This is a genomic window from Halorientalis sp. IM1011, assembly GCF_001989615.1.
In the GTDB taxonomy this organism is placed as follows: Archaea; Halobacteriota; Halobacteria; order Halobacteriales; family Haloarculaceae; genus Halorientalis.
Map to the genome: position 1 here is coordinate 1,920,693 of NZ_CP019067.1, position 22,182 is coordinate 1,942,874.

Consider the following 22,182-nt stretch of genomic DNA (forward strand, 5'->3'; position numbering starts at 1 on the left):
ATGACCGAAGATTTACGCACTGACACGTAAAATACCCCGAACGCATCCGGGTGGGGAAGTCGTGGGGACCGAACCAGCGAGGCTCCGGACCGACCCGGAGGCAACCGGCAACCGTCCCGTCACGACGGCTATCCGTCCGGCGACCGAAGGTTCGGGAGTGACGACGCTCCAGACGCTCGTCCGTGACGAACGCGTCAACGCCGCGCTGGGCTGGACGGCTGTCGCCGCCCTCGCCGCCACTGCCGGCTGGAGTCTCGCCCAGGGCGACGTTCTCTGGGCCGTGTTCGGGCTGTCGAGCGCTACCGTCACGGTGTTGCCGGCGGTCTGGGGACGCGATCCGCTCCGGATGCTGCCCGCGGAGGTGCTGGCGGTGCTGGCCGCGCTCGTCGTCCTCCGCGTCGTCGGTGTGACAGAGGCGTTCGCCGGATACGGGGCGACGGCGGCGCTCGCGCTCGTCATCGCCGTCGAGATCGACGTGTTCACCCGCGTCGAGTTGACCGGCTGGTTCTCCGTCCCCTTCGTCGCGATCACGACCGCAGCGCTGGCCGCCGTCTGGGGGATTCTGGAGTATACGTCGGACCTGTTTCTCGGCACGTCGATGCTGGCCGATACGGCCGACCTGATGTGGGATCTGGTCCTCGCGACGGCCGTGGGTGTCGTCGGAGGGCTGGTCTTCTGGGCGTACATCCACCGGTACCACGACGGTCTGGACGGCCCCGACGGCGACCGTCGGCGACCGCCGGACCGCGACGTGGTTCCGGTCTCGGAGTCGCGGCTCCGCTATCCCGTCCACGGCATGCGGGCCGTCCTCCTGCTGATCGTCGCGGGCGGACTGGTCACCGGACGGTTCGCCCTCGTGTTCAACACGGCCATGGCGCTCGCCGTGACGCTGGCCCCGGCCGCGGTCCGCTGGCGGTACGACCGCCCGCTCGCGGCCGGGCTGACCTTCTGGCTCACGACCGCCGCCTTCCTCCACGCCGTCGGGTCGCTCGGCCCCTACGAGATGTTCGGCTGGTACGACCAGGTGACCCACGTCCTCTCGGCCGCGCTGGTCGCCGGTCTCGGCTACGCCACCGTCGAGGCGCTGGATCGCTACTCCACGTCCGTCGCCTTCCCCTCGGAGTTCCGGGTCCTCTGTACCGTGCTGATCGTCCTCGCCTTCGGCGTCCTCTGGGAGGTCATGGAGTTCGCGACGGGCGGACTCTCCACGCTGCTGGGCGGCGAACCGGTGCTGGCCCAGTACGGCCTCTCGGACGTGGTGCTCGACCTGCTGTTCGACGGCCTCGGCGGACTGGCGGTCGCGCTCTGGGGCACCCGGTACTTCGACGGCGTGTCGACCTTCCTCACCCGCCGGCTCCGCACGGGCGACTAGCCCCCGCCGGCCGAGCCGGCTACGTTTCCAGTCGGTCGAGCACGGCGTCGGCGTCGTAGTTCAGCGTCAGCTCCCGCGAGCGACCCCGGCCGTCCACGTCGGTGTAGGTGGCGTCGATGATCCCCAACCGATCGAGTTTGTTGATGATCTCCGAGTACCGGGTGTAGCCCAGATCGGTCCGGTCGTTGAAGGTGTCGTAGACGTCGCCGGCCTGTTCGCCGGAGTGTTCGGCGATCACCGCGACGAGGGCGGCCTCGCTGTCCGAGAGCCCCTGTAGCGCCCGCGAGAGGTGGACGAACTTCGATTTGTCGTAGGCCTCTTCGACGTCCTCGACGCTGACCTCCGTCGAGGCGCGCATCTCGGCGTTCAGCCCAGCCCGGCGGAGCAGATCGATCCCGACCCGCAGGTCACCGTTGGACTCGGCGGTGAGTTCGGCCACCCGGTCGAGTTCTCTGGGCGAGATCACGCCGTCGTGGAAGCCGCGGTCGACGCGTTCGTTCAGGATGTCGACGATCTCGCTCTCGTCGTATTTGGGGAAGTAGACCTCCTCGGGGCGGAACACCGACTGGACGCGCCCGTCGAGTTCCTCGATCACGTCCAGATCCAGATCCGAGGAGATACAGATGACGCCGATCTTCGCGCCGGCGTGTTCCTCGTGGGCGCGCAGAAGCGAGTACAGCGTATCGGAGGCCTCGTTCTCGTAGAAGAGGTAGTTCACGTCGTCTAGGGCCACCACGAGGACCTCCTCGTCGTCGACCAGGCGGTCGGTCACCTGCTCGAACAGCCGCTTGAAGGAGATGCCCGAGGAGGGCGGTTCGTAGTCGAAGATCCCCTCGAACAGTCTGGAGAAGACGGAGTAGCGGGTGCCGTTGACCTGGCAGTTGACCCGGACCGCTCGCACGTCGGTGGTCTCGGCCCGGAGTTCGGTGAACAGTTTCTGGATCGCCGTCGTCTTCCCGGTCCCGGGCGGGCCGCGGGCGACGACGTTCAGCGGCCGCGAGCCCCGGACCGCCGGCCGGAGGGCGTACTTCAGGCTCTCCATCTGCGAGTCGCGGTGGTGGAACGTCTCGGGCAGGTAGTCGATCTCGAAGACGTGCTCGTCTCGAAACACCGACTCGTCCCACGAGAGCATCCCCTCCTCGGGGTCGTCGGTCATCAGTTTCACCACGCTCCCCGTCGCACTTAGTGTTTCGCCAGCACTCACGTCCCAGTTACGGGCAACTCGACGACGAACACGGCCCCGGACTCGTCGTCGGCCCGGTCCTCGACCCACACCGATCCGCCGTAGCTGTCGACGAGACTGTAGACGAGATAGAGGCCGATCCCCGACCCCGGACTCTCCAGCCCCTTCTCGTCTTTCCCGAAGATCGTCTCTTTCTGCCCGTCGGGGACGCCGGGGCCGTCGTCGGCCACGCGGACACGGACCACCTCGGCGTCGCGCTCGGCCGAGACAGTGACGGTCGGCGACTGGCCGTCGTTGTGCTGGACCGCGTTGTTCAGCAAATTCCGGAACACCGAGGGGAGCATGCCGTCGGCAGCGACCCGGGTGTCGGGCAACTCGCCCTCGATCTCGACGGTCGCGTGCGGATAGGACTCGCGGTGCTTCTCGATCTCCGTCCCGAGGGTGTCGGCGAGGTCGGTCGGCTCGGGTTCGATCTCGCCGTCGCCGACGACCACGTCGACGTGATCGCGCGCAATCTCGGTGAGTTCGACGACGTGCTCGCTGGCTCGCGCGATCCGCTCCAGTGCGTCCCGACCGTCCTCGCCGACGTGGGCTTCGAGCGCCTCCAGCCACGCCAGCACGACGGTCATGTCGTTGCGGATGTCGTGGCGCACGACGCGGTTGAGGACCTCCAGCTGTTCGGTCCGCTCGGCCAGCTGTCGCTGGTGTTCGACCCGCTCGGAGATGTCCCGGACCGTCCCGATCACCTTCCGCAACTCGCCGTCGAACCGGACCGCCGACAGCCGGACCTCGATCACGCCGAAGATTCCGTTCGGCGACTCCAGATCGAGTTGCGTCCGGTCGTCGCCACTCTCGACGAACGCCTCGAAGGCCCGCTCGAACTGTTCGACCGGCTCCGGGCCGGACACGCTCTCCTCGGCGAAGACCCGCGCTGTGTTCCCGAGCCAGCGCTCTCGGTCGATTCCGGTCACCTCGGTGATCCGCGGGTTGACGTACTCGATGGTCCCGTCGGTGTCGAAGACGTACACGCCGTCGCTGACGTTCTCGACGATGGTCTCGTAGAGCGTGGCTTCCCGTTTCGAGTCCTTGAGATCCGAGATGTCGCGGGTCCGGGCGAGCCCGATCTCGCCATCGGCCGTGTCGACGATCGACAGCGCCACCTCGGTCCAGAAGTGGGTCCCGTCGCTGTGCCGTTTTCGCCACTCGACCGTCGTCGATCCGTCTTCGCGTGCCCGTTCGACGAGCGTTTCCCGATCCGCAGGCCACTCCCAGCCGTCAGCCGTCACGTCCGACAGCGTCACTTCGTCCAGTTCCGTCTCGTCGTAGCCCACCAGTTCACAGTACCGCTCGTTCGCGTCGACGATGCCCCCCGTGTCGGGGTCGAAGACCACGAGAGCGTCGACCGCGTTCTCGAAGAGTGCGCGGTAGTCGACCTGCCCAGCCATTCCCACGTACTATGGAGATCCAACACATGACGTTTTGGGACAGGTCGGCTCCCGACCCTCCGCTTCGAGTCGACTCGGCCCTGCAGCTGTTTGGCTTCGTCCGGAATCTCGCTCCAGGCGACGCTCTCTTGCTCGACGACGTTCTCGGGGCCCATCACGTCGGCGCTCAGCACTGTCGCGGCGGCGACCGCGCACGTTGGCCGCCCGGTGGCTCGCCCACGGGGTTCGCGCCCGGCCGGTTCGCCGAACCGACGACGATCCGATCGACCATGCCGTAGGTCTCGTGTGGCGGGCACGTGAAGTCGTGGACACCCTCCCGCTCGAAGGTGTACAGCCAGTCCACGGACGGGCACGGAAACAACTCGCGGCCACGCCGGGATTGAAAAAGAGTTAACACGACGAGGTCGGAAGCACCTGCCAACACGTCCGGGGGGACGTGGGGGAATCTGGATGTACTGGCTCGCGGCACTGTCTCTCGGGTCGGCTCTCGCGGTCGTCACCGCGGCGGTCGTCGATCGCTGTCGGGCGACCGCGGCCGCGCGGCCGATCTCGATCGCGAGTGCGATACCTGTGCTCACCGGGACCGCGAGTGCGAGCGCTGCCGGTCAGGTCGGAACGGTCGCGTGCCAGCTCGGTATCGGCGACCTCGTCACCTTCGCCATCGCCGCCCTCGCTGTGTTCCACGTCGTGGCGGGGGCGATCAAGGCGACGTCGGCGTTCGACCATCTCGGCTCGACCCGCGCCGACCGTCAGCGACAGGGCCGACGCGCCATGATCGGCGCGCTCCAGGTGACCGCCGGCGCCTTTTTCCCCGTCCTCGTCGGCGCCATCTTCACCGTCGTCCTGGACTTCGAACTCGGCGCGTGTATCCACCTGATCTGAGCTACGGGCCGCTCCACTCCGCTCACGGGCTTCGGCCGTTCGCGTGTCGAGACTCTCCTTCCAGTCGAGTCTCGCGGTCGCCGTTCGCATTTTGGAGGCGCTCCCTGCGGTCGCCCTCGCTGCTCGCGGGTCACTCCGTTCCCCGCTCGCACGTTCGGCGGTCCTCCCTGCGTCGCCGGCGCGTAGCGCCGGCTGCACGAGGGATCTTCGATCCCTCGCCGGTCGAACCGCCCTGCTCACGGCTCCCTGCGGTCGCCGTTCGCATTTTGGAGGCGCTCCCTGCGGTCGCGCCTCCCTATTCGAACTTCGCCAACAACCGCCGATAGAACGCTTTCGACCGCTCCTCCCCGTCCTCGGCCAGTTTCTCGACGATCAACTCCGGCGTCGACCGCGCCAGCTCACCCTTGACCGGCGACCGGTTCACCCGAAGCTCCCCGTCCTCCAGCCCGACGGCCTGAATCCCGTCGACCTGCACGTCGAAGTCGGCGGCCGCCCGGATCTCCCGCGCGAGGTGAGAGACGAACACGGCCGTCGCGCCCCGCTCGTCCAGCGCCTCCAGAATTCCGGCCATGATCTTCGCGCTCGCGCCCGGCTCCGTGATCGACTCCAGTTCGTCCACGAGCACGAGCTTGCGGGCCGGTGCGGGCGACTCGTCGCCGTCTCCCCCGTCGCTCCGCTCGTCACCGACGCCGGTCACCAGCCCGCCGAACTCCCGGAGCGTGGACTCGAAGGCCCCCGCGTCCAGCGTCCCCTGCGTCTTGGCGTGGTAGTGCAACTCGGCCAGTCGGCCGACGCGGGCCTCCTCGGCGGGCACCGGTAACCCCATGTGCGCGAGGATCACGACGAGTGCCACCAGATCCAGCGTCGAGGTCTTCCCACCGCTGTTGACGCCCGACAGAAGCGTCACGCCGTCGACGCCGTACTCGACGGGTTCGACGGCCTCGAAGGGCACGTCCAGCAGCGGTGAGCGCCCGCCCTCGATCCGAAAGCCCGCCTCGTCGGAGAGGGTCGGCATCGTGCAGTCGAACTCCCGGGCGAAGCGTGCGATAGCGAGTTCCACGTCCAGATCCAGCGCGGCGTCGACCAGTTCCTCGGCGGCCGGCCGCGCGTCGGCCAGTTCGCCCGCGAGTTCCCGCTTGCGCCGGGTCGCCCGCCGGTCGCGGGCCGCGGTCAACTCTTCTCGGAGGCGGGCGACGACGTTCTCGTCGCGCTCGACGGGAAACGTGGGGTCGTCCGGGAAGGCCTGCCGGGCGATGCTCTCGGTGTCGCGCAACTGCAACGCGTCCACGAGGTGGTCGCGGGCGGCCGCGACGGCGTCGGCGTACTCGTCGGCCAGTTCCCGACTCAACAGTGAGTCGACGCCCGCGCCGCGCTCGACCAGCGTCAGGAGGTCCGCGCCCTCGATGGTCACGTCCCGCTCCTCGATGGCCTCGCGGAGGCGGTCGTTGGCGACGGACTCGGCGGTCGAGACCGCGGCGTCCAGATCGTCGACGGCCGTCGAGAGCCGGTCGAGTTCCTCGTCGCCCCGGACCGCCCCGTCGTCGTCGAGCTGTTCGAGGCCCGACTCCAGCGCGTCGAGATCGCAGTCCACGTCGATGTCTGCCAGCTGGGCGACCTCGGCCGCCGCCCGCAGGCTGTCGCGGTTGCGCGCAAAGAAGGTCAGTACGCGCTCGGGGACGACCTCCGCCGGGTTCTCTAACGCCGCCGGTTCGACGCGCACGTCGCCGTCGAGTTCGACGCCCGCGAACGTCTCGTCGAGCGCAATCACGGTCGCGTACCCCCGCGCCAGTTCCGAGAGCTTGCGGGCGTCGTCGACGAGTTCGACGCTGACCTCCGGGATCGCCTCCTGTGCGCGGGCGTAGGTCTCGGCGTCGCCGGTCGCCAGACAGCGGTCGCGGATCCGGACGTCGCCGGGTTCGTCGAGTGGCTCTACGTCGGCGAGTGCGTCCAGCACCGCGGGATCGGGGTCGCGCTCGGTCGCCGTACTGGCGAACGCGCGGACCTCCTCGATTCGAGATTCGGTAGCGCTGGGATAGATCGTCTCCAGTCGCCGGGCGGCGTAGTCGGTGACCGTCCGTTCCTGGAGCAGGCCGAGTGCGTCGCGGTAGAGTTCGCGGGCGCGATCGGTTCCGAGAAAGCCGCCTGGGTCGTCGTGGTCGCGCCGGATCGCACCGCGAGCGATGCGGGCCGCCCGGCCCGCGCTGATGCCGGGCGCGCGGGCGATGGCGGCCACGTCGCCCTCCCGGAGCGCGCGCTCGGGATCGTCGAGTTCGGCCAGTCGCTCGGCCGTCTTCGCGCCGACCCCGGGAATCGCTTCCAGGTCCATCGCCCCCTCCTACCGAACCCGGGGCCAAAAGCGTTCCCGGGTCGCGTGGGTGACTCCCCGCCCGCGGAGCCGAGACAACGGGCTTTTGCGCCGTGACGGCCAAGTCGGGGCCATGGCAGCCGAGGACACCAGTGTCGACGCGGACGCGGTTTCGGACAAGATCGCGGCCGTCCGCGACGACCTGGCCGAGATGGACGGCGTGTTGATCGCCTTCTCCGGCGGCGTCGACTCAAGCGTCGTCGCCGCCCTCGCCCACGACGCCCTGGGCGAGGACGCCGTCGCCTGCACCGCCAAAAGCGAGACCCTCCCCGCCGAGGAACTGGAGGACGCCAACCGGGTGACCGACGAGATCGGTATCCGCCACGACATCGTCGAATTCTCGGAACTCGCCAGCGACGAGTTCGTCGCCAACGGCGAGGACCGATGCTATCACTGCCGGTCGATGCGCCTCTCGGCGATGTACGACCACGCCCTCGAACTCGACATCGACGTGGTCTGTGACGGCACCAACGTCTCCGACACCGGCGAGGGGCATCGGCCGGGCCTCCGGGCCGTCGAGGAACTCGACGCCTACTCGCCCCTGCTCGAACACGGCATCACCAAGCCCGAGGTCCGCGAGATCGCCCGCCGGTACGATCTCTCGGTCGCCGACAAACCCTCGATGGCCTGTCTCTCCTCGCGGATCCCCACGGGACTCGAAGTCACCGAGGATCGCCTCTCCCGCATCGAGAAGGCCGAGCGCCTGCTGCGGACGTGGGGCTTCGAGCAGTTCCGCGTGCGCGACCACGACGACCTCGCCCGCATCGAGATCGCCGAGGACGAACTCGACGTGGCCCTCGACCCCGACTTCGTGCGGGCCGCCCGCGACCACATCGGCGACCTCGGCTTCGACCACGTGACGCTGGACCTGCACGGGTATCAAACTGGGAGCGTGAGTCCCGACGAGGAGGACGACGAACCGCTCGTCGAGGACGTGTTCGACGCCGACTACCCGACCGGGGAGTGACCGTCGGCGAAACTGGACAGACGACGAGGCGATCGTCAATTCCCGGGTTGCCCGAACTACTCGCCTCGTTCCTCACTGGATTGGAGCGTCCGGTTCAGTTCCGCCACTGACCGAGACAGGTTCCACAACTGAAAGGCGATCACGACGAGGAGAGCGATGACGATGGCCGCAACTGTGAACTCGACCGACACGAACGCAGACCCGAGAATTAACGACCCGAGAAACAGTGCAAGCAAGAGCCTCGCGAACGACTCCGAACTGATACCGCTGGACAGATCGGATTCCTCGTCGTGACTGGACATCGTTGGTAGCCGAATCGATCAGCGTCTCACTTACTTCTTCGGCTCGGAAACCGGCCGTTCGATCACCGACCTGTCGCTCCGACCCGGCTCCGTCACTCACTCCAACGCCTCGACGTCCCGATACCCGGTCTCGTTCTCCCGCAAAACTTCGGTCTCGCCGGCCTCGTGATCGTACCGGAGTTCGTTCACCGCGCAGTTGCGCTGTGAGAGCGTCGTGATCGCCGTCGGGAGGTCGGTCCCCCGGACGTGCGCGAGCAGGACGTAGATCGGGCCGCCGTGGGTCACCACCAGCACCTCCTCGTCCGGGCCGGCCTGCTCCAGCAGGTCCTCCCACGCGACGAGGACGCGCTCGCGCGCTCCGAGGAGGCTCTCGCCGCCAGCGGGGCGACTCTCCAGGCCGAGCATCCCGACCGAGCCGCGGTGTTCGGGGAACTCGCCGAACACCTGTTCGTAGGTCAGTCCCTGAAACTCGCCGAAGGAGCGCTCGCGCCAGCCTTTCGTGAACTCGGGGTCGGGGAAGTCGCCGCCCTCGCGAACCATGGCCGTGGTCTCGCGGGTTCGCCGGAGGTCGGAGGCGACGATTCGGTCGAGGTCGTACGACTCCGCGAGGTGGCGGCCGGCGGCGCGGGCCTGCTGGCGGCCGCGATCGTTCAGCGGCGACGCGGCCCACCCCTGGATTCGCCCCTCGCGGTTCCACTCGGTCTCGCCGTGCCGGAGTACGACGACCGTCGTCATCACGTGGCGGTTCGACGGGGGTCGAAAAGAGTGTGCAGGTTCGCTACCGACTGCGTCGCCAGCGCCACAGCGCGAGGCCGCCCTCGTAGACGACCAGGACCGCGCCGACGGCGACGGCCGTCTCGACCGTCGAGAGGTAGGTCACGTCCAGATTCCGGAGCAGCGTGGGGTCCGGGCTGGCGAGGTAGCCGGCGGCGACCGCACCGAGCCAGACCGGGACCCGGACACGCGCCAGTAGTTTCCGGACCCGGTAGTCGGCAGTGACCCGGCGGACGAGGCGGTTGAGACCCTCGAAGATGGCGATGATGGCGATGCCGACGACGATCGGCGTGGCCGAGGTCAGCCCGAGGGAGGCGAGCCCGTCGATCACGACGGTCGGGAGCCGGTCGTAGTAGCCAGCCGGCATCGGGGCCGGGCTGACGACGTAGGCGACGGCCGCGGTGAGGGTGTAGACGAGCGGGCGCAACATCGCGACCTGCTCGACGGCCGAGGTGTGGGCGTCGGTCCCGGTCCAGCGGAGCAGGCCCAGCGTCCCCTCGAACAGGACGACCATCGTCGACGCGACCAGAATGGGGGCCATCCCGGTCGGGTCGGGGCTGAAGAAGAAGGCGAGGGTGAGGAAGCCACCCCAGAAGTAGAGCCGGCGGGCTTCGAGCCACCGGCGGGTGGTGATGCCCATCATGATCGCGAGCATGACGAACAGCGGAATCTGGAAGATGAAGGCGAACAGACCGAGCATCATCACCATCAGGTTGAACGTCTCCGAGAGGCCGAAGGCGATGACTGCCGCCTCCTCAGAGTAGTAGAGGAAGTAGGTGAAGATTGCCGGCAGGACGAGGAAGAAGGCGAAGGCGACGCCGACGCCGGCGAGGACGAGGCTGGTCGGGACCGCCGCGAGGTAGTACTTCCGTTCGCGGGGGTAGAGCCCGGGGCGCATGAACAGGTACGTCTGGTAGACGAACACCGGAAGCGCGACGATGAACCCGGCCAGCGACGACACCTTCAGCCGGGCGATCATCAGGGAGAGCGGGTGGTAGACCCGGGGACAGGACGAGGCGGTCGCGCCGGCCGGTGGCGGGCACTGGGAGGCCACGCCCGGGAGGAAGGAGAACCACAGGAAGGTGATCAGGCGGTCGGCGAAGGGGAAGGCGACGCCGGCGACGGCGGCCATCGCCAGGACGACGATGCCCAGTCGGCGAACCATCTCCTCGATGTGCTCGGTGAGGGGCATCTCCTCGTCGTCGGGGGCCCCCGGGGTTCCCGTTCCGGCCCCGTGATCGGGCGGCTCGCCGCCCGGGGTCGGATCGGGCTCCGGGCGGTCGGGGCTCTCGATGTCCATCTCGGAGTAGAGCCCCGTTTCGCCGTCGCTCATGTGAGGCGGATTAGCCGGTGGGGTGTTGTAAACTTTCTTTTCCCGGCCCCGACGCGGCCACGCGCATCGAAAAGGTTGATAACCGGGTGTCGGCAACCACCGCACGATAATGTCCGGGGCGATCGACGAGGACACCCGCCGAGCCGTCGACAGCGGCCGGCAGACGATCGGTGCGATGCTGTCGGCCGCACAGTCACACCTCCAGAAGGTGTTCGTCGTCGCCGTCCTCGGCCTCATGGGGACGATATACGCTCTCCGGGAGTTCGGCTGGGCGATCCTGAAAGAGGACCTGTTCGCCCGGCTGGCCGCCGAAAATCCCGAGGCGTTCGAGTCGACCAAGATCGTCGCTCGAACCCCATTCGACGTCATCCTGTTGCAGGTGAAGATCGGCCTCGTGGTCGGTATCCTGCTCGCGCTCCCGGTCTTTCTCTGGTACTCGCGGGACGGCCTCCGGGAACGCGGCCTCTGGCCCGGCGAGCGCGTCGCCCGCTGGAAGGTCGCCGTCCTCGCGCTCATGTCGCTCGGCCTGCTCGGCGTCGGCGTCGCCTACGGGTACTACGTCTTCTTCCCCATCATGTTCGACTTCCTGGCGACCAACGCCTACAACGTCGGGTTCCAGCCGACCTACTCCATCGTCAAGTGGGCCGAGTTCGTCTTTTTGCTGACTATCTCCTTCGGGCTAGCGGCCCAGTTGCCCCTCGTGATGAGCGCGCTGACCTACTCGGGCATCGTTCCCTACGAGACCTTCCGGGACAAGTGGCGTCACGCCGTCGTGGCCATCTTCGTCTTCGGGGCGCTGTTCTCCCCGCCCGAACCGTTCACCCAGATCATGTGGGCGATCCCACTGCTGATCCTCTATGGCTTTTCCCTCCAGCTGACGAAGATCGTCGCCATCGCCAAGCGGAGCGGGAGCGAGGTGGACGTGCCGGGCGTCGCCCGCGACCGCTGGAACGTGCTGGCCGGCGTGGCCCTCCTCGCCGGGGCCGCCGTCTACGCCTTCTTCACCCGCGGCGGCGTCTCGGCGGCCAACCGCGTCATCGCTGCCATGCCGTTCGAGACCTCCTTCCGGGTCGCCGGGGCCGGCCAGCTACTCGGCCTGCCCGAAACGGCCGCGGCGGCACTGCTCGCCGTCGTCGTCGCCGCCTTCGCGACCGGGGTCGCGCTGCTGCTCGCCCTCTCGCGAGCCCTCGGTGCGGCCGACCGGGCGCGGCCCACCGGCCCGGCACCGGCCAGCGCCGGCGCCCCCTCGGAGATCAGCCTCGATCCCCTCGACGCGGGCGGGGTGCGAGCGGCTCCCCCGGAGGTCTTCGCCGACCTCTCGGAGGACGAGGCCGTCGCGAAGGCCCGCGCCGCCATGGACGCCGACCAGCCGGAGAAGGCCGAAGCGATCCTCGACCGGTACGACGAGGTGCAAGAACAGCTCGAAGCCCGCGAGCAGGCGGCCGAGGGTGAGACCGACGCCGAGGCCGAGGATGCGGACGCCGGCACGGCAACGGCGACCGCCGCGGGCATGGTCGACGCCTTCACCGAGGACGAGACGACCGAGGAAGACATCGGCGGCTACTACTACGACATCGCCTTCATCCTGGAGTCTTTGACCTCCAAGGCCTTCCGGCTGGTCGGCCTGTTCATGATCGTGATGGGCGGCTCGTTCGTCTGGCTCTACCAGGGCGGTATCCGACGGGTCAAGAACCTCTTTTTCGGCCAGGTGCCCGCCGGCGTCGGCGGGAGCATCGACATCGTCACCCTCCATCCCGTCGAGGCGCTCATCTTCCAGATCAAGTTCTCCACGCTGCTGGCCATCGTGACGACGCTCCCGCTCTTGCTATACTACGCCTGGCCGTCGATGAAGGCGCGCGGGTGGGTCCGTGGCGACGCCCGCGTGATGCTGGTCTGGGGCGGGTCGCTGATCGTCGGCCTGATCGTCGGGAGCGTCCTCGGCTTCCTCTATATCGCGCCGTCGATCATCTCCTGGCTGGCCGCCGACGCCATCAACGCCAACATGGTGATCGCCTACCGGATCAACAACTTCGGCTGGCTGGTCATCTACACGACCGTCGGGATCGGTCTCCTGATGGAGGTGCCCGTCTCGATGGCGCTGTTCCACGTCGGCGGGGTCGCCTCCTACCACACCCAGCGCAAGTACTGGCGGGAGGTCGTCGTCGGGATGTTCGCCGTCGCAGCGTTCGTCTCGCCCCGCGGCGTGTTCACCATGCTGTTGATAGCCATCCCGGCCGCAGTGGCGTACCTCGCCGGCCTGGGACTGCTCTGGCTGATCACCCTCGGTGGCCGCCGGGGCCGCCCACAGCCACAGGAGCCCAGCGTGGAGTAACCCGCAAGTAGTCTTCCAGCATCAGGCATCCAGTTTGAAACTACCACGACAATTGACACTTTTGGCGTCGTGACGAACTCCGTCGCATGGTAATCGACGACCCGGCCGACAGTGACGACCGATCGGAACGCGCCGAGGTAGACGACCGCGACGACCGGATCGTTCACCGCCGGATCGAACCCGATCCCGCCGACGCCGACTACCGGCTCCTCCAGTTGATCGCCGAGGTGGAGGGAATCGACGTGACCGAACTCCCACCGATCTACGACCGGATCGACCACCTCGTCACACGGATGTACGAGGACCCGCCCTCCGCCGAAGCCCAGGCCCAGTTGAAGTTCTCCTACGCCGGCTACCGCATCACGCTCGACCAGGACGGCAACGTCTCGCTCATCAAGATCGCCGACGGCCTCCCGTCGGACTGACCGCCATCCGAGTGAGCGACCGAAACCGGTAAGCCACGCTTCCGGTATTATCCCGGTATGCCCAAGATAAGCGTCGAGGTGCCCGAGGAGTTGCTGACGGATCTGGACGATCACGTCGGCGAGAACGGGAAGTTCGTCAACCGGAGTGAGGCGATCCGGGCCTCGATCCGGAAGACGCTCGACATGCTGGACGAGATCGATCAGCGCCAGGGCCGACTCGACGATGAGTGAGCGCACACCGCTGGCGGCCGCCCAGGTCGCCCTGATCGCGCTGTTCGTCACGGCGCTGGTGACCGCGCAGGTGACGGCCGCGAAGATCCTGGCCTTCTCGATCCCGGTCTCGCTGCCGGTGACGGGCGCCACGCTGATCCTGCCCGGTGCGGCGCTGGCCTACGCCCTCACCTTCTTCGCCTCGGACTGTTACGCCGAACTGTACGGCAAACGGGCCGCGCAGGTGATGGTCAACGTGGCCTTCCTGATGAACGGCGTCCTCCTAGTACTGATCTGGAGCACGATCCTCGCACCGGCCGCGGCGACCAGCATCGACCCCACGCAGTTCCGGCAGGTGCTCGGCGCGAGCACGAACATCGTGATCGCGAGTCTCGCGGCCTACCTCGTGAGTCAGAACTGGGACGTGATCGTCTTCCACCGGCTCCGGGAGGCGACCGACGGCGACGCGCTCTGGCTCCGCAACGTCGCCTCGACGGCCTCCAGCCAGCTGATCGACACGCTGATCTTCGTCACGCTGGGCTTTCTCGTCATCCCCGAACTGCTGGGCGTCGGCGTCGCACCGCCCCTCCCGGTGATCGCCAGTCTGATCGTCGGCCAGTACCTCCTCAAACTCCTGATCGCGCTGGTCGATACGCCATTCGTCTACGCCGTCGTCGGGTTCGTCCGGTCGCGCGACGCGACGATCCCGACGACCGAGCGCGAGCCCCAGTAATTACTCCGCCGGCTGGGCGAAGGCGTACTTCGGTTTGACCTCGTCGACCCGCACGTCCAGTTCCTCGCCCTCCTCGGCTCCCGAGACGAACAGCGTGTACCCCTCGACCTTGGCGATGCCGTCACCCTCGTGACCCGTGTCGACGATCTCGACGGTCACCGTCTCCCCCTCCGATACTGGGGCGGTGAGTCGCCCTTTCGCGACCAGGAACAGTTCCGACGACGACTCCCGGGATGCATCCGGGCGGACCTCGCGGACGTACTCGAACTCGGGCTCGATGTCGGCTTTCAGGTCGTCGAGGTCCTGGCCGTCGAACACCTTGGCGACGAAGTCACCGCCCGGACCGAGCAGATCCAGGGCCACCTCCAGCGCCTGTCGGACGAGGTGGACCGAGCGGGCGTGATCGAGGTCGTACTCGCCGGTCATGTTCGGAGCCATGTCCGAGACGACCACGTCCGCCTCCCCGACGATCTCGCGAACCTCGTCTTTCGTCGACTCCTCGGTCATGTCGCCCCGCACTGTCTCGACGCCGTCGAGGGAGTCGATCCGCTGGCGGTCGACGCCGACCACGGTCCCGGCGTCGCCGACTTCCTGTGTGGCGACCTGGAGCCAGCCGCCGGGGGCGGCCCCGAGGTCCACGACGGTCGCGCCCTCGTGGAGGAGGTTCGCCGTCCGGTCGATCTGTTTCAGCTTGTAGGCCGACCGGGAGCGGTACCCCTCCTGTTTGGCCCGGTTGTAGTACTCGTCTTTGCGTGTCATCTGATTGTCGAGGATAGCCCACGGAGGGGTTTACGGGTGTCGTTCCGGCGAGCCGTTCGGTCACTCCCCGTCGCGCCAGCGGGCGAGCGCGCCAGCGCCCGCGAGTCCCGCCAGCGCCGCGAGGGTACCGAAGCCACCGCCGTCGGCCGCGGTCTGTGTCGTCTCTCCCTGATCGTCGGGGGTATCGACCCCCCCTCCGCCCGCGACCTCGCCGAGGACGGAGGTGTCGGCGGCCATCCGTTCGAGTTCGACCCCGACGTACTCCCCTGCACACTGGGTGACGCCGTTGACGACGTACAGGGTACCGCCGGGAACCGAGCGGTCGTCCGGGACGTACAGCCGCATCTCCATCGAGTAGTGGTCGTCGTCTTTGCGGTCGATCAGCAGGATCTGGTAGCCCACGGTCTCGTCGGCCGGCCAGTCCGCGAACGCACACTCGTCACCGAACGAAGCCTCGACCGGGTTCGGGTCCGGATCGACGTGGACGAAATACCCCGGCAGGTTCTCGGCCTGGATTCCCTCGACGGACGGGACGAGCGCACGTGCGGTGATGCCGTCCTGCTGGCCGACGACTGGATCGGTCGCCGCGAGCGTCCCCACCGCCGATCCCAGTCCCGCGAGGACGGTCCGACGTGCGACCGCCGAGTCGGGTTCCGTGTGTCGTGCCATCGTCTCCGTTCCGCCACTGCGAGGCCTAAGCCTTCGTTTCTGCACGAGTAGTCGGCCGGCGACCGTCGCCGATCGACAGCCAGTCCGCACCGAGTGGCCAAGATCCTCACCCGATCGGCCACCGTCCGCCCCGTTCCCGCTCGAACCGGTCGCGGGGAACGGAAAGACGGGACTTTTTAAGAGATGGGGGCGTAGCCCGGGTCAAGATGTTCAACGCCATCGTGAGTGCGGACACGCTCCGGGCGACGCTCGACTCCGTGAGCGTCCTGGTGGACGAGTGCAAGATCCACCTCACGGACGAAGGCATCGAGATCCGGGCGGTCGATCCGGCCAACGTCGGGATGGTCGACCTGCGACTCGACGCCGCGGCCTTCGAGTCCTACGAGACCGACGGCGGGATCATCGGTGTCAACCTCTCGCGACTCGAGGAGTTCGCCGGCATGGCCGATTCGGGCCAGCTCATCCACCTGGAACTCGACGAGGAGACCCGGAAACTCCACGTCCAGATCGACGGACTGGAGGGGACCCTGGCGCTGATCGATCCCGACTCGATCCGACAGGAACCCGACCTCCCCGACCTGGACCTGCCCGCGACGGTCGTCCTCGAAGGGAACGACATCGACCGCGCGGTCACCGCCGCCGACATGGTGAGCGATCACATCGCGCTCGGGGTCAACGCGGACGACGAGGTGTTCTACGTCGACGCCGAGGGTGACACCGACGACGTTCACTTCGAACTCGGTCGGGACGACCTCATCGACCTCGTCGCCGGCGACGCCCGTTCGCTGTTCTCGCTCGATTACCTCAAGGACATGAACAAGGCGATCCCGAAAGACGCCGAGATCGAGATGGAACTCGGCGAGGAGTTCCCGGTCAAGATGCACTTCGACTTCGCGGAGGGTGACGGCAAAGTGACCTACATGCTCGCGCCGCGCATCCAGAGCGATTGACCCCACCGTCTACCACAGTTCTTTTGGTCACGTTGGCCCGCCTTCTTTCCGAGTACTGACCTGTCATGGCTGAACCCGACGACGGGCCGCAAGCGCCCGACCCCGACCCCGAGGAATCGGTCCGTGAGGCCGTCGAGCGGTCCCGGAGCGGCGCGCCGGCGGTCGGCCGGGTCGTCCGCGACCGCTTCTCGACGGACGAGGTGTTCCAGCGCATCATCGCGGCGGCCGACGAGGAGATCACCGCCGGGAGCCGCGAACTGTTCTTCAGCGCGCTGGCCGGCGGGTTCGCCATCACCATCACGTTCCTCCTCTATGCCTCCCTGACGGCCTCGACCGGCGGGGACACGGTGTTGAGCGTGATGCTCTACCCGCTCGGGTTCATCTACATCATCATCGGCGGCTATCAGCTATACACCGAGAACACGCTGCCGCCGGTGGCGCTGACGCTGGAGCGACTGGCGTCGATCCCCGCGCTCCTGCGCAACTGGACCGTCGTGCTGGCGGGCAACTTCGCCGGGGGCGCGCTGGGGGCTGTCGCGCTGGTGTTCGGCGGCGTCCTCTCGCCCGAGGCGGCGACGGCGGCGACCTACCTCGCCGAGAAGGGGCTCGCGACGGCGTGGTGGTCGCTGTTCTCCAAGGCCGCGTTCGCGGGCCTCATCGTCGCCGGCGTCGTCTGGGTGGAGTACGCCGCCCGCGACACCATCTCGCGACTCGTGGTCATCTACCTGGCCTTCCTCGCCATCCCGCTGGGTGGCCTCTATCACTCCGTGGTCTCCTTTACCGAGATGGTGTATCTCGTCTTGCTCGGCGAACTCGCCTTCTTGACCGGGATGGTCGAGTTCGTCCTCCCGGTCCTGCTGGGCAACACCGTCGGCGGCGTCGTGCTGGTGACGATCGTCAACTACTTCCAGACGACCGAGACGCGACTTGAGTCGGCCCGGTTCGAGGGCGCGACCCGTCAGCTCTCGATCCGGGAGTGGCTGTTCGGCGGCTTCGTCGGCCGCTCGTACGTCCCGCTGATCGACACGGCCGAACACGCCGCCGGGAACGGCGACCACCACCGCGTGATCGTCCCCATCGCCAACCCGCGGACCGAGACCCACCTCGTGGAACTGGCCTGCATGCTCGCCCGTGACCACGAGACTGCGACGGTCCACGCCGTCCACGTCATCCAGAAACCTGATCGCCCGACGCGGGGGTACGCCGGGTCGAACCGGCGGCGGATCATCGACGAGTCCGAGGCCCTCCTCGAACCCCTTCACGACACTGCGGCGGGCTACGACGTGGGGTTCGAGACCTCGACGGTCGTCTCCCACCGCTCGTTCGAGGAGATCTTCGACATCGTCCGGCGCAAGAACGCCGACACCGTGGTGATGGGCTGGAGCGACGACCGTCTCTGGACGGCGGCCCGCTCGGACCGGTCGCTGAACGACCTCACCCGCCGGCTCCCCAGCGACTTCCTCATCCTCAAGGACCGCGGGCTCGACGTCTCGAAGGTCCTCCTGCCGACCGACGGCGGGCCGAACTGTGAGTTGAGCGCCTCGGTTGCCAGGATCCTCCAGAACGTCTCGGGGGCGTCGGTGGAGTTACTCCACGTCGTCGACGGGCCCGAAGAGCGCGAGGCCGGCGAGGAGTTCCTCGCCGACTGGGCCGCCGAGCAGGACCTCGCCGACGCGACGATGACCGTCGACGACTCCGGCGACGTGGAGACGGCCATCGAGAACGCGGCCGCCGACTCGTCGCTCGTGATCATGGGTGCGACCGAACGCGGCATCCTCACGCGACTCGTCGCGGACGCGCTGCACATGGACGTGGTCGACGACGTGGACGTGTCGGTGCTGCTGACCGAGCGCAAGGGCGGCGGGCTCCTCAACCGGCTGTTCGGCCGCCGATAACGCCCGTCACACGCGCGTCTGACGCATCGTTTTGTAGGAGGAGCGACCATACTGTGGTATGCCGAGCCTCTCGGAGGCCTACACCGACCGACGGGACCGCGGGAAGCGTGATCCGCGCCGGATCGCGCTGGGCGCGGCGGTGTCGCTGTCGGGCGCACTCGCGCTCGTCGCCGCTCTCCTCGTCGTGACGACCCCACTGGGGGACCTCCTCGGGGCTACCGACGGCATCGCCGCCAAACACATGGGTGGCGTGCTCGCCGGACTGGGCGGGCCGGCCGTCCTGCTCGGGGTCGTCGCCGTGTTGCCGTCGAAGCGTCGCCAGCAACTCGGCGTGGTCGCTGGTTCGCTCGTCGCCGTCGCGGGCGTCTACCTGTTCTCGGTCGCGTACCCGGCACGCTGGTTCTACGCCGCCGATCCGCTGGTCTTCGAGACGGCCGTCGTCTACTTCCTCGGCGCGTTCGTCGCCCTCTGGTACGTCTTCGTCGCCGTCGCGAACTTCCGGCGGCGCAACGACCCCCACGGCACCGTCACGCTCGAAATCGAGAAGGGCGGGGAGACCCGCCGCGTCGAGGTGACGCCCGCCGAACTGCAGGAGTACCGCTCGAAGATGGCGGACGGCGGGGCGGAAGACGTCGTCACGGAAATCGAGCGCCGGCACGAGCGGTAGCCGCTGATCGGACCGTCGGGTTTATTCGGACCCGGTGGCAACCGAAGTGTCGATGAAGGCGCTCCACGCCCGCTACCCGTTCCTGGCGGCCGCCCGCGAGGCGGTCGAGACCGCCGGCGTCGATCTGGCCGAACTCGTGGCCAGCGACTCCGCGGCGGTCGAGCGCGGTCTGGAGCGCGTCGAGTGGGCCATCACCGAGGGGACCGTCGGCGAGCCACACCGGCGCACCCGCGTCGAGTTACTCTCCTATCCAGTCGCCAGAGTACTGGTCTCGCTGGTCGACGAACACATCCTGTTGCGCCGCTACGCGCAGGCGGAGGCGGCCACGGCGTACGACCGCTTCTCCGAGGAACTGACCGCGACGGCGGAGTTCCAGAGCACCCGCACCGAGCGACTGGATCTGGACGACCTGCTCGCCGAGTTCGACCTCGCGGGGAGCGTCCACGAGATCGGCGGGGAGGGAGACGGCGAGTATCACGTCGACGTCGGCGCGTACCTCGAACACACGGCCGGCCAGTGGGGTGACGAGTGGCGACTGGTCAACCGCCCGCTCGCGGACGGCCGGGTCCCGGTCGACGAGGACGAACTCCTGTTGATCGTCCGGCAGGCCGTCCGCCGTCGCGTCGAGGACGGTCTCCCCCTCTCCGTGCCCGACGCTATCGGGACGGAACTGGAAGAGGAAGCCGAGCGCGTCCGGGAGGTGCTGGCCGATCTGGACCTCACCCGGGACATCGACACGGTCGTCCCGGACCTGTTCCCGCCCTGTATGCGCCACCTGCTCGACAAGGTGCAGAAGGGCGAGCATCTCGAACACCACTCCCGCTTCGCCATCGCCGCCTTCCTGACGAGCATCGGGATGACCACCGACGAGATCGTCGACCTGTTCCAGGTCAACCCCGGCTTCGGCGAGGAGGCGACGCGCTATCAGGTCGACCACATCCGCGGGGACACCAGCCCGACGGAGTACTCCGCGCCGGCGTGTGCGACGATGCAGTCCTACGGCGACTGCGTCAACAAAGACGACATCTGCGAGGACGTGATCAACGAGTCACACCCGCTGAACTACTACGAACACCGGCTCGAGGAGGCCGACGAGGATGAACTGGTGGACTGGAGGGAAGGCGAGGGCGAGGAAGCGGAGTGACGGAGTCGTCTCCGAAAGGCGAGAACGAAGGCGAAGAAACGGCGTGATCGCGTTCGGCCGAGCCGTTCAGACGCCGAGTTACTCCCTGAAGGAGAGCCAGTAGCCGACCAGTGTCATGACGACGATGAACAACCCGACAGCGCCGAGTACGGCGAGGCCACCGGTTCCGGAGAGATTCCCACCGTCGGTTCCGTACGTCATGCCGACGGCGACGACGGTCGCGATGAAGACGAGTACCGCTGCGAACGAGACGCCCGCTTCGACGACCGTCTCCCGCTCGATATTCATATGCGCGGCTTTCATCGGCCCGAGCAAAAGGGCTTCGATGCGGCCGGCGACGGCCGAATTGGTCCCTCTCCAAACTCCCGAAGACAGTGTCTCTGGGGCCTGTGAGTCCGGTGTTCGGGTCGTTCCGGCCGTGCGACTTAGGTAGCTCGGGCCCCTCCCTTCGAACGGACGCAGTGGAACCCAGCAGCGTCTTCGATCGCCGATGTCACGAGCTTCCAAGACCCCGCTCGCGCCCGACCTCCGGGACTGTGACGAGCGGACCGTTCGCGCCTGGACCGAACCGATGGCCGTCACACCGCTCGGCGGCGGCTGTTACCGCGTCGACACCGACCACGACACCTACACCGTCGACGTGCCCGGCCACCGCTGTACCTGCCCCGACTACCACTTCCGGGGGACGAACTGCAAACACCGCCGCCGAGTCGCCATCGAGATCACGCAGGGCCGGCTCCCCGCGCCGGGCCAGCGACGGGCCGACTGCGCCGTCTGCGGCCACGAGTCGTTCGTCCCCGAGACCGACGCGGTCCCGCTGTGTGACGACTGCCGGCTCGACGACGGCGACGTGGCCGTCGACCGCGAGACCGCCGATACACTCGTCGTCCGCCGGGTCCACCCCGACCGCGCGGACGAGTACGTGATCGAGGCAACCGGGGCGAGCGTGGCCGCACACGACACCAACGAGGGGTATCCCGCCGACGACGTCGTGGTCGAGGCGGTCTATCTGGGCGACCAGCTGCGAAACGACGACCCCCGGGTGTACGCGTTCCCCTACTCGCGGCTCCGGCAGGTCGAGGACGCCGATTGACTCGTCGGACTCGTCAATCGAGCCCTCGGTCGCTCCGCTCCCAAGGACGCAGAACTCGTCGATTAGAGCATCTCGACGGCGTCCTCGACCGAGATGTCGCCCCGATCGAACGCCGTCAGGATATCTCGGACGGCCTCGTCGTCCGGTTCGTCCTCGCTCTCGTCGTCGGCCGCCCGTGCGGCCTCTTCGAGCGTGACCTTCTGCGTGTCGCCGACGAATTCCGCGAAGTCGGTGCCGTCGGCGAGCGCCTTGTCTTTCTTGACCCGATAGTTGCCGCCGTCGGTCGTGTAGAGGTCGCCGGGGTGGAAGAAGTACCAGTCTTCACGGTCGAAGCGGACGCCGACGCGCGGTTTCGCGCCGAAGTTCTGGGCGAAGTAGAGCAGGGCTTCGATCTCTTCGCCGTCGAGGTAGATGGGGTCGCCCGAGGAGGATTTGGCCTCGATGGCGTAGAAGGCCTCGCCGTCACCCGCGAGCACGTCCGGGAGCTCTCGCTCGGTGGCGCTCCCGCTGGCGGGGGCGCGCATCACCGCGAACCCGGACTCGTCGAGGGCGTTGACGAGTTCGCGCTCACGGCGGTCGCCTTTCCGATTCGAGGACATGCTACCGGCTTGGCCGGGTGGGGGTAAAAGCACCACGGGAGCGGGGTGGAACTGAACGGAAGCCACTTGAGGCGGCCGCTCCG

General features: G+C 67.9%; 23 protein-coding genes. 12 read left to right on the plus strand and 11 right to left on the minus strand.

Annotation, left to right across the window (positions count from 1 at the left end; translation table 11 throughout):
- Window positions 1-157 precede the first annotated feature (157 nt).
- On the plus strand, window positions 158-1,372 hold the full coding sequence (locus BV210_RS09735) for a hypothetical protein (RefSeq protein ID WP_157525953.1): 1,215 nt from the start codon (window positions 158-160) through the stop codon (window positions 1,370-1,372).
- A 19-nt stretch (window positions 1,373-1,391) separates the two neighbouring features.
- Here the strand turns inward: BV210_RS09735 and BV210_RS09740 are convergent, their stop codons facing one another.
- From BV210_RS09740 to BV210_RS19850, 3 genes are all read right to left on the minus strand, one after another.
- Window positions 1,392-2,528 (minus strand): ORC1-type DNA replication protein, encoded by a 1,137-nt coding sequence (locus tag BV210_RS09740; protein WP_077208029.1) that lies wholly within the window; start codon window positions 2,526-2,528, stop codon window positions 1,392-1,394.
- A gap of 44 nt (window positions 2,529-2,572) precedes the next feature.
- Window positions 2,573-4,000 carry a PAS domain-containing sensor histidine kinase gene (locus tag BV210_RS09745; RefSeq protein WP_077206481.1) on the minus strand — a complete coding sequence of 476 codons (1,428 nt, stop codon included), beginning with the start codon at window positions 3,998-4,000 and terminating at the stop codon, window positions 2,573-2,575.
- Between the two features lie 166 nt (window positions 4,001-4,166).
- Window positions 4,167-4,343, minus strand: coding sequence for a hypothetical protein (locus tag BV210_RS19850; protein ID WP_157525955.1), 177 nt, complete (start codon window positions 4,341-4,343; stop codon window positions 4,167-4,169).
- Between the two features lie 107 nt (window positions 4,344-4,450).
- Between BV210_RS19850 and BV210_RS09750 the strand changes: the two genes are divergently transcribed.
- Complete coding sequence (locus BV210_RS09750) at window positions 4,451-4,882, plus strand: hypothetical protein (protein WP_077206482.1); 432 nt, start codon at window positions 4,451-4,453, stop codon at window positions 4,880-4,882.
- A 295-nt stretch (window positions 4,883-5,177) separates the two neighbouring features.
- On the opposite strand, the gene BV210_RS09755 is transcribed toward BV210_RS09750, so the two are convergent.
- On the minus strand, window positions 5,178-7,208 hold the full coding sequence (locus tag BV210_RS09755) for a helix-hairpin-helix domain-containing protein (protein ID WP_077206483.1): 2,031 nt from the start codon (window positions 7,206-7,208) through the stop codon (window positions 5,178-5,180).
- A 112-nt stretch (window positions 7,209-7,320) separates the two neighbouring features.
- On the opposite strand from BV210_RS09755, the gene larE reads away from it, so the two are divergent.
- The gene (larE, locus tag BV210_RS09760; RefSeq protein WP_077206484.1) at window positions 7,321-8,214 is read left to right on the plus strand and encodes an ATP-dependent sacrificial sulfur transferase LarE; all 894 of its coding nucleotides are present in this window, start codon (window positions 7,321-7,323) and stop codon (window positions 8,212-8,214) included.
- Window positions 8,215-8,270: 56 nt separating this feature from the next.
- Here larE and BV210_RS09765 read toward each other — a convergent pair whose 3' ends face one another.
- The 3 genes from BV210_RS09765 to BV210_RS20820 all read right to left on the minus strand — a co-directional run bounded on the left by BV210_RS09765 (window position 8,271) and on the right by BV210_RS20820 (window position 10,623).
- Window positions 8,271-8,516: a hypothetical protein gene (locus BV210_RS09765; RefSeq protein WP_077206485.1), complete on the minus strand. Its 246-nt coding sequence runs from the start codon at window positions 8,514-8,516 to the stop codon at window positions 8,271-8,273.
- A 96-nt stretch (window positions 8,517-8,612) separates the two neighbouring features.
- A complete protein-coding gene (locus tag BV210_RS09770) occupies window positions 8,613-9,251 on the minus strand; it encodes a histidine phosphatase family protein (RefSeq protein WP_077206486.1) in 639 nt (212 codons plus the stop codon).
- 43 nt (window positions 9,252-9,294) lie between these two features.
- Entirely contained in the window at window positions 9,295-10,623 is a 1,329-nt protein-coding gene (locus BV210_RS20820; protein ID WP_077206487.1) for a twin-arginine translocase subunit TatC, read from the minus strand.
- Window positions 10,624-10,732: 109 nt separating this feature from the next.
- On the opposite strand from BV210_RS20820, the gene BV210_RS09780 reads away from it, so the two are divergent.
- The 4 genes from BV210_RS09780 to BV210_RS09795 all read left to right on the plus strand — a co-directional run bounded on the left by BV210_RS09780 (window position 10,733) and on the right by BV210_RS09795 (window position 14,323).
- Entirely contained in the window at window positions 10,733-12,955 is a 2,223-nt protein-coding gene (locus BV210_RS09780) for a twin-arginine translocase subunit TatC (RefSeq protein ID WP_077206488.1), read from the plus strand.
- 86 nt (window positions 12,956-13,041) lie between these two features.
- Entirely contained in the window at window positions 13,042-13,380 is a 339-nt protein-coding gene (locus tag BV210_RS09785; protein ID WP_157525957.1) for a HalOD1 output domain-containing protein, read from the plus strand.
- A gap of 57 nt (window positions 13,381-13,437) precedes the next feature.
- The gene (locus tag BV210_RS09790; RefSeq protein WP_077206489.1) at window positions 13,438-13,611 is read left to right on the plus strand and encodes a ribbon-helix-helix domain-containing protein; all 174 of its coding nucleotides are present in this window, start codon (window positions 13,438-13,440) and stop codon (window positions 13,609-13,611) included.
- Complete coding sequence (locus BV210_RS09795; RefSeq protein ID WP_077206490.1) at window positions 13,604-14,323, plus strand: queuosine precursor transporter; 720 nt, start codon at window positions 13,604-13,606, stop codon at window positions 14,321-14,323. The genes BV210_RS09790 and BV210_RS09795 overlap by 8 nt, the downstream gene beginning before the upstream one ends.
- Here the strand turns inward: BV210_RS09795 and BV210_RS09800 are convergent, their stop codons facing one another.
- Both BV210_RS09800 and BV210_RS09805 read right to left on the minus strand, forming a co-directional pair.
- The gene (locus BV210_RS09800; protein WP_077206491.1) at window positions 14,324-15,082 is read right to left on the minus strand and encodes a 23S rRNA (uridine(2552)-2'-O)-methyltransferase; all 759 of its coding nucleotides are present in this window, start codon (window positions 15,080-15,082) and stop codon (window positions 14,324-14,326) included.
- A gap of 60 nt (window positions 15,083-15,142) precedes the next feature.
- Window positions 15,143-15,751, minus strand: coding sequence for a hypothetical protein (locus BV210_RS09805; RefSeq protein ID WP_077206492.1), 609 nt, complete (start codon window positions 15,749-15,751; stop codon window positions 15,143-15,145).
- A gap of 206 nt (window positions 15,752-15,957) precedes the next feature.
- Between BV210_RS09805 and BV210_RS09810 the strand changes: the two genes are divergently transcribed.
- From BV210_RS09810 to priL, 4 genes are all read left to right on the plus strand, one after another.
- The gene (locus BV210_RS09810) at window positions 15,958-16,701 is read left to right on the plus strand and encodes a DNA polymerase sliding clamp (protein ID WP_077206493.1); all 744 of its coding nucleotides are present in this window, start codon (window positions 15,958-15,960) and stop codon (window positions 16,699-16,701) included.
- A 65-nt stretch (window positions 16,702-16,766) separates the two neighbouring features.
- The gene (locus BV210_RS09815) at window positions 16,767-18,596 is read left to right on the plus strand and encodes a formate/nitrite transporter family protein (RefSeq protein ID WP_077206494.1); all 1,830 of its coding nucleotides are present in this window, start codon (window positions 16,767-16,769) and stop codon (window positions 18,594-18,596) included.
- Between the two features lie 58 nt (window positions 18,597-18,654).
- Window positions 18,655-19,263 (plus strand): hypothetical protein, encoded by a 609-nt coding sequence (locus BV210_RS09820; RefSeq protein ID WP_077206495.1) that lies wholly within the window; start codon window positions 18,655-18,657, stop codon window positions 19,261-19,263.
- Window positions 19,264-19,315: 52 nt separating this feature from the next.
- Window positions 19,316-20,407 (plus strand): DNA primase regulatory subunit PriL, encoded by a 1,092-nt coding sequence (gene priL / locus BV210_RS09825; RefSeq protein ID WP_077206496.1) that lies wholly within the window; start codon window positions 19,316-19,318, stop codon window positions 20,405-20,407.
- 78 nt (window positions 20,408-20,485) lie between these two features.
- Here priL and BV210_RS09830 read toward each other — a convergent pair whose 3' ends face one another.
- A complete protein-coding gene (locus tag BV210_RS09830; protein ID WP_077206497.1) occupies window positions 20,486-20,695 on the minus strand; it encodes a hypothetical protein in 210 nt (69 codons plus the stop codon).
- Between the two features lie 202 nt (window positions 20,696-20,897).
- Between BV210_RS09830 and BV210_RS09835 the strand changes: the two genes are divergently transcribed.
- Complete coding sequence (locus BV210_RS09835) at window positions 20,898-21,500, plus strand: SWIM zinc finger family protein (RefSeq protein ID WP_077206498.1); 603 nt, start codon at window positions 20,898-20,900, stop codon at window positions 21,498-21,500.
- Between the two features lie 62 nt (window positions 21,501-21,562).
- Here the strand turns inward: BV210_RS09835 and hjc are convergent, their stop codons facing one another.
- A complete protein-coding gene (hjc, locus tag BV210_RS09840) occupies window positions 21,563-22,099 on the minus strand; it encodes a Holliday junction resolvase Hjc (RefSeq protein ID WP_077206499.1) in 537 nt (178 codons plus the stop codon).
- Window positions 22,100-22,182 lie beyond the last annotated feature (83 nt).

Excerpts from the sequence above, each read along its gene's own strand:
- BV210_RS09740 (WP_077208029.1), bottom strand. The coding sequence starts at position 2,528 with ATGACCGACGACCCCGAGGAGGGGATGCTCTCGTGGGACGAGTCGGTG.
- BV210_RS09745 (WP_077206481.1), bottom strand. The coding sequence starts at position 4,000 with ATGGCTGGGCAGGTCGACTACCGCGCACTCTTCGAGAACGCGGTCGAC.
- BV210_RS09750 (WP_077206482.1), top strand. The coding sequence starts at position 4,451 with ATGTACTGGCTCGCGGCACTGTCTCTCGGGTCGGCTCTCGCGGTCGTC.
- BV210_RS09755 (WP_077206483.1), bottom strand. The coding sequence starts at position 7,208 with ATGGACCTGGAAGCGATTCCCGGGGTCGGCGCGAAGACGGCCGAGCGA.
- larE (WP_077206484.1), top strand. The coding sequence starts at position 7,321 with ATGGCAGCCGAGGACACCAGTGTCGACGCGGACGCGGTTTCGGACAAG.
- BV210_RS09765 (WP_077206485.1), bottom strand. The coding sequence starts at position 8,516 with ATGTCCAGTCACGACGAGGAATCCGATCTGTCCAGCGGTATCAGTTCG.
- BV210_RS09770 (WP_077206486.1), bottom strand. The coding sequence starts at position 9,251 with ATGACGACGGTCGTCGTACTCCGGCACGGCGAGACCGAGTGGAACCGC.
- BV210_RS20820 (WP_077206487.1), bottom strand. The coding sequence starts at position 10,623 with ATGAGCGACGGCGAAACGGGGCTCTACTCCGAGATGGACATCGAGAGC.
- BV210_RS09780 (WP_077206488.1), top strand. The coding sequence starts at position 10,733 with ATGTCCGGGGCGATCGACGAGGACACCCGCCGAGCCGTCGACAGCGGC.
- BV210_RS09785 (WP_157525957.1), top strand. The coding sequence starts at position 13,042 with ATGGTAATCGACGACCCGGCCGACAGTGACGACCGATCGGAACGCGCC.
- BV210_RS09790 (WP_077206489.1), top strand. The coding sequence starts at position 13,438 with ATGCCCAAGATAAGCGTCGAGGTGCCCGAGGAGTTGCTGACGGATCTG.
- BV210_RS09795 (WP_077206490.1), top strand. The coding sequence starts at position 13,604 with ATGAGTGAGCGCACACCGCTGGCGGCCGCCCAGGTCGCCCTGATCGCG.
- BV210_RS09800 (WP_077206491.1), bottom strand. The coding sequence starts at position 15,082 with ATGACACGCAAAGACGAGTACTACAACCGGGCCAAACAGGAGGGGTAC.
- BV210_RS09805 (WP_077206492.1), bottom strand. The coding sequence starts at position 15,751 with ATGGCACGACACACGGAACCCGACTCGGCGGTCGCACGTCGGACCGTC.
- BV210_RS09810 (WP_077206493.1), top strand. The coding sequence starts at position 15,958 with ATGTTCAACGCCATCGTGAGTGCGGACACGCTCCGGGCGACGCTCGAC.
- BV210_RS09815 (WP_077206494.1), top strand. The coding sequence starts at position 16,767 with ATGGCTGAACCCGACGACGGGCCGCAAGCGCCCGACCCCGACCCCGAG.
- BV210_RS09820 (WP_077206495.1), top strand. The coding sequence starts at position 18,655 with ATGCCGAGCCTCTCGGAGGCCTACACCGACCGACGGGACCGCGGGAAG.
- priL (WP_077206496.1), top strand. The coding sequence starts at position 19,316 with ATGAAGGCGCTCCACGCCCGCTACCCGTTCCTGGCGGCCGCCCGCGAG.
- BV210_RS09830 (WP_077206497.1), bottom strand. The coding sequence starts at position 20,695 with ATGAATATCGAGCGGGAGACGGTCGTCGAAGCGGGCGTCTCGTTCGCA.
- BV210_RS09835 (WP_077206498.1), top strand. The coding sequence starts at position 20,898 with ATGTCACGAGCTTCCAAGACCCCGCTCGCGCCCGACCTCCGGGACTGT.
- hjc (WP_077206499.1), bottom strand. The coding sequence starts at position 22,099 with ATGTCCTCGAATCGGAAAGGCGACCGCCGTGAGCGCGAACTCGTCAAC.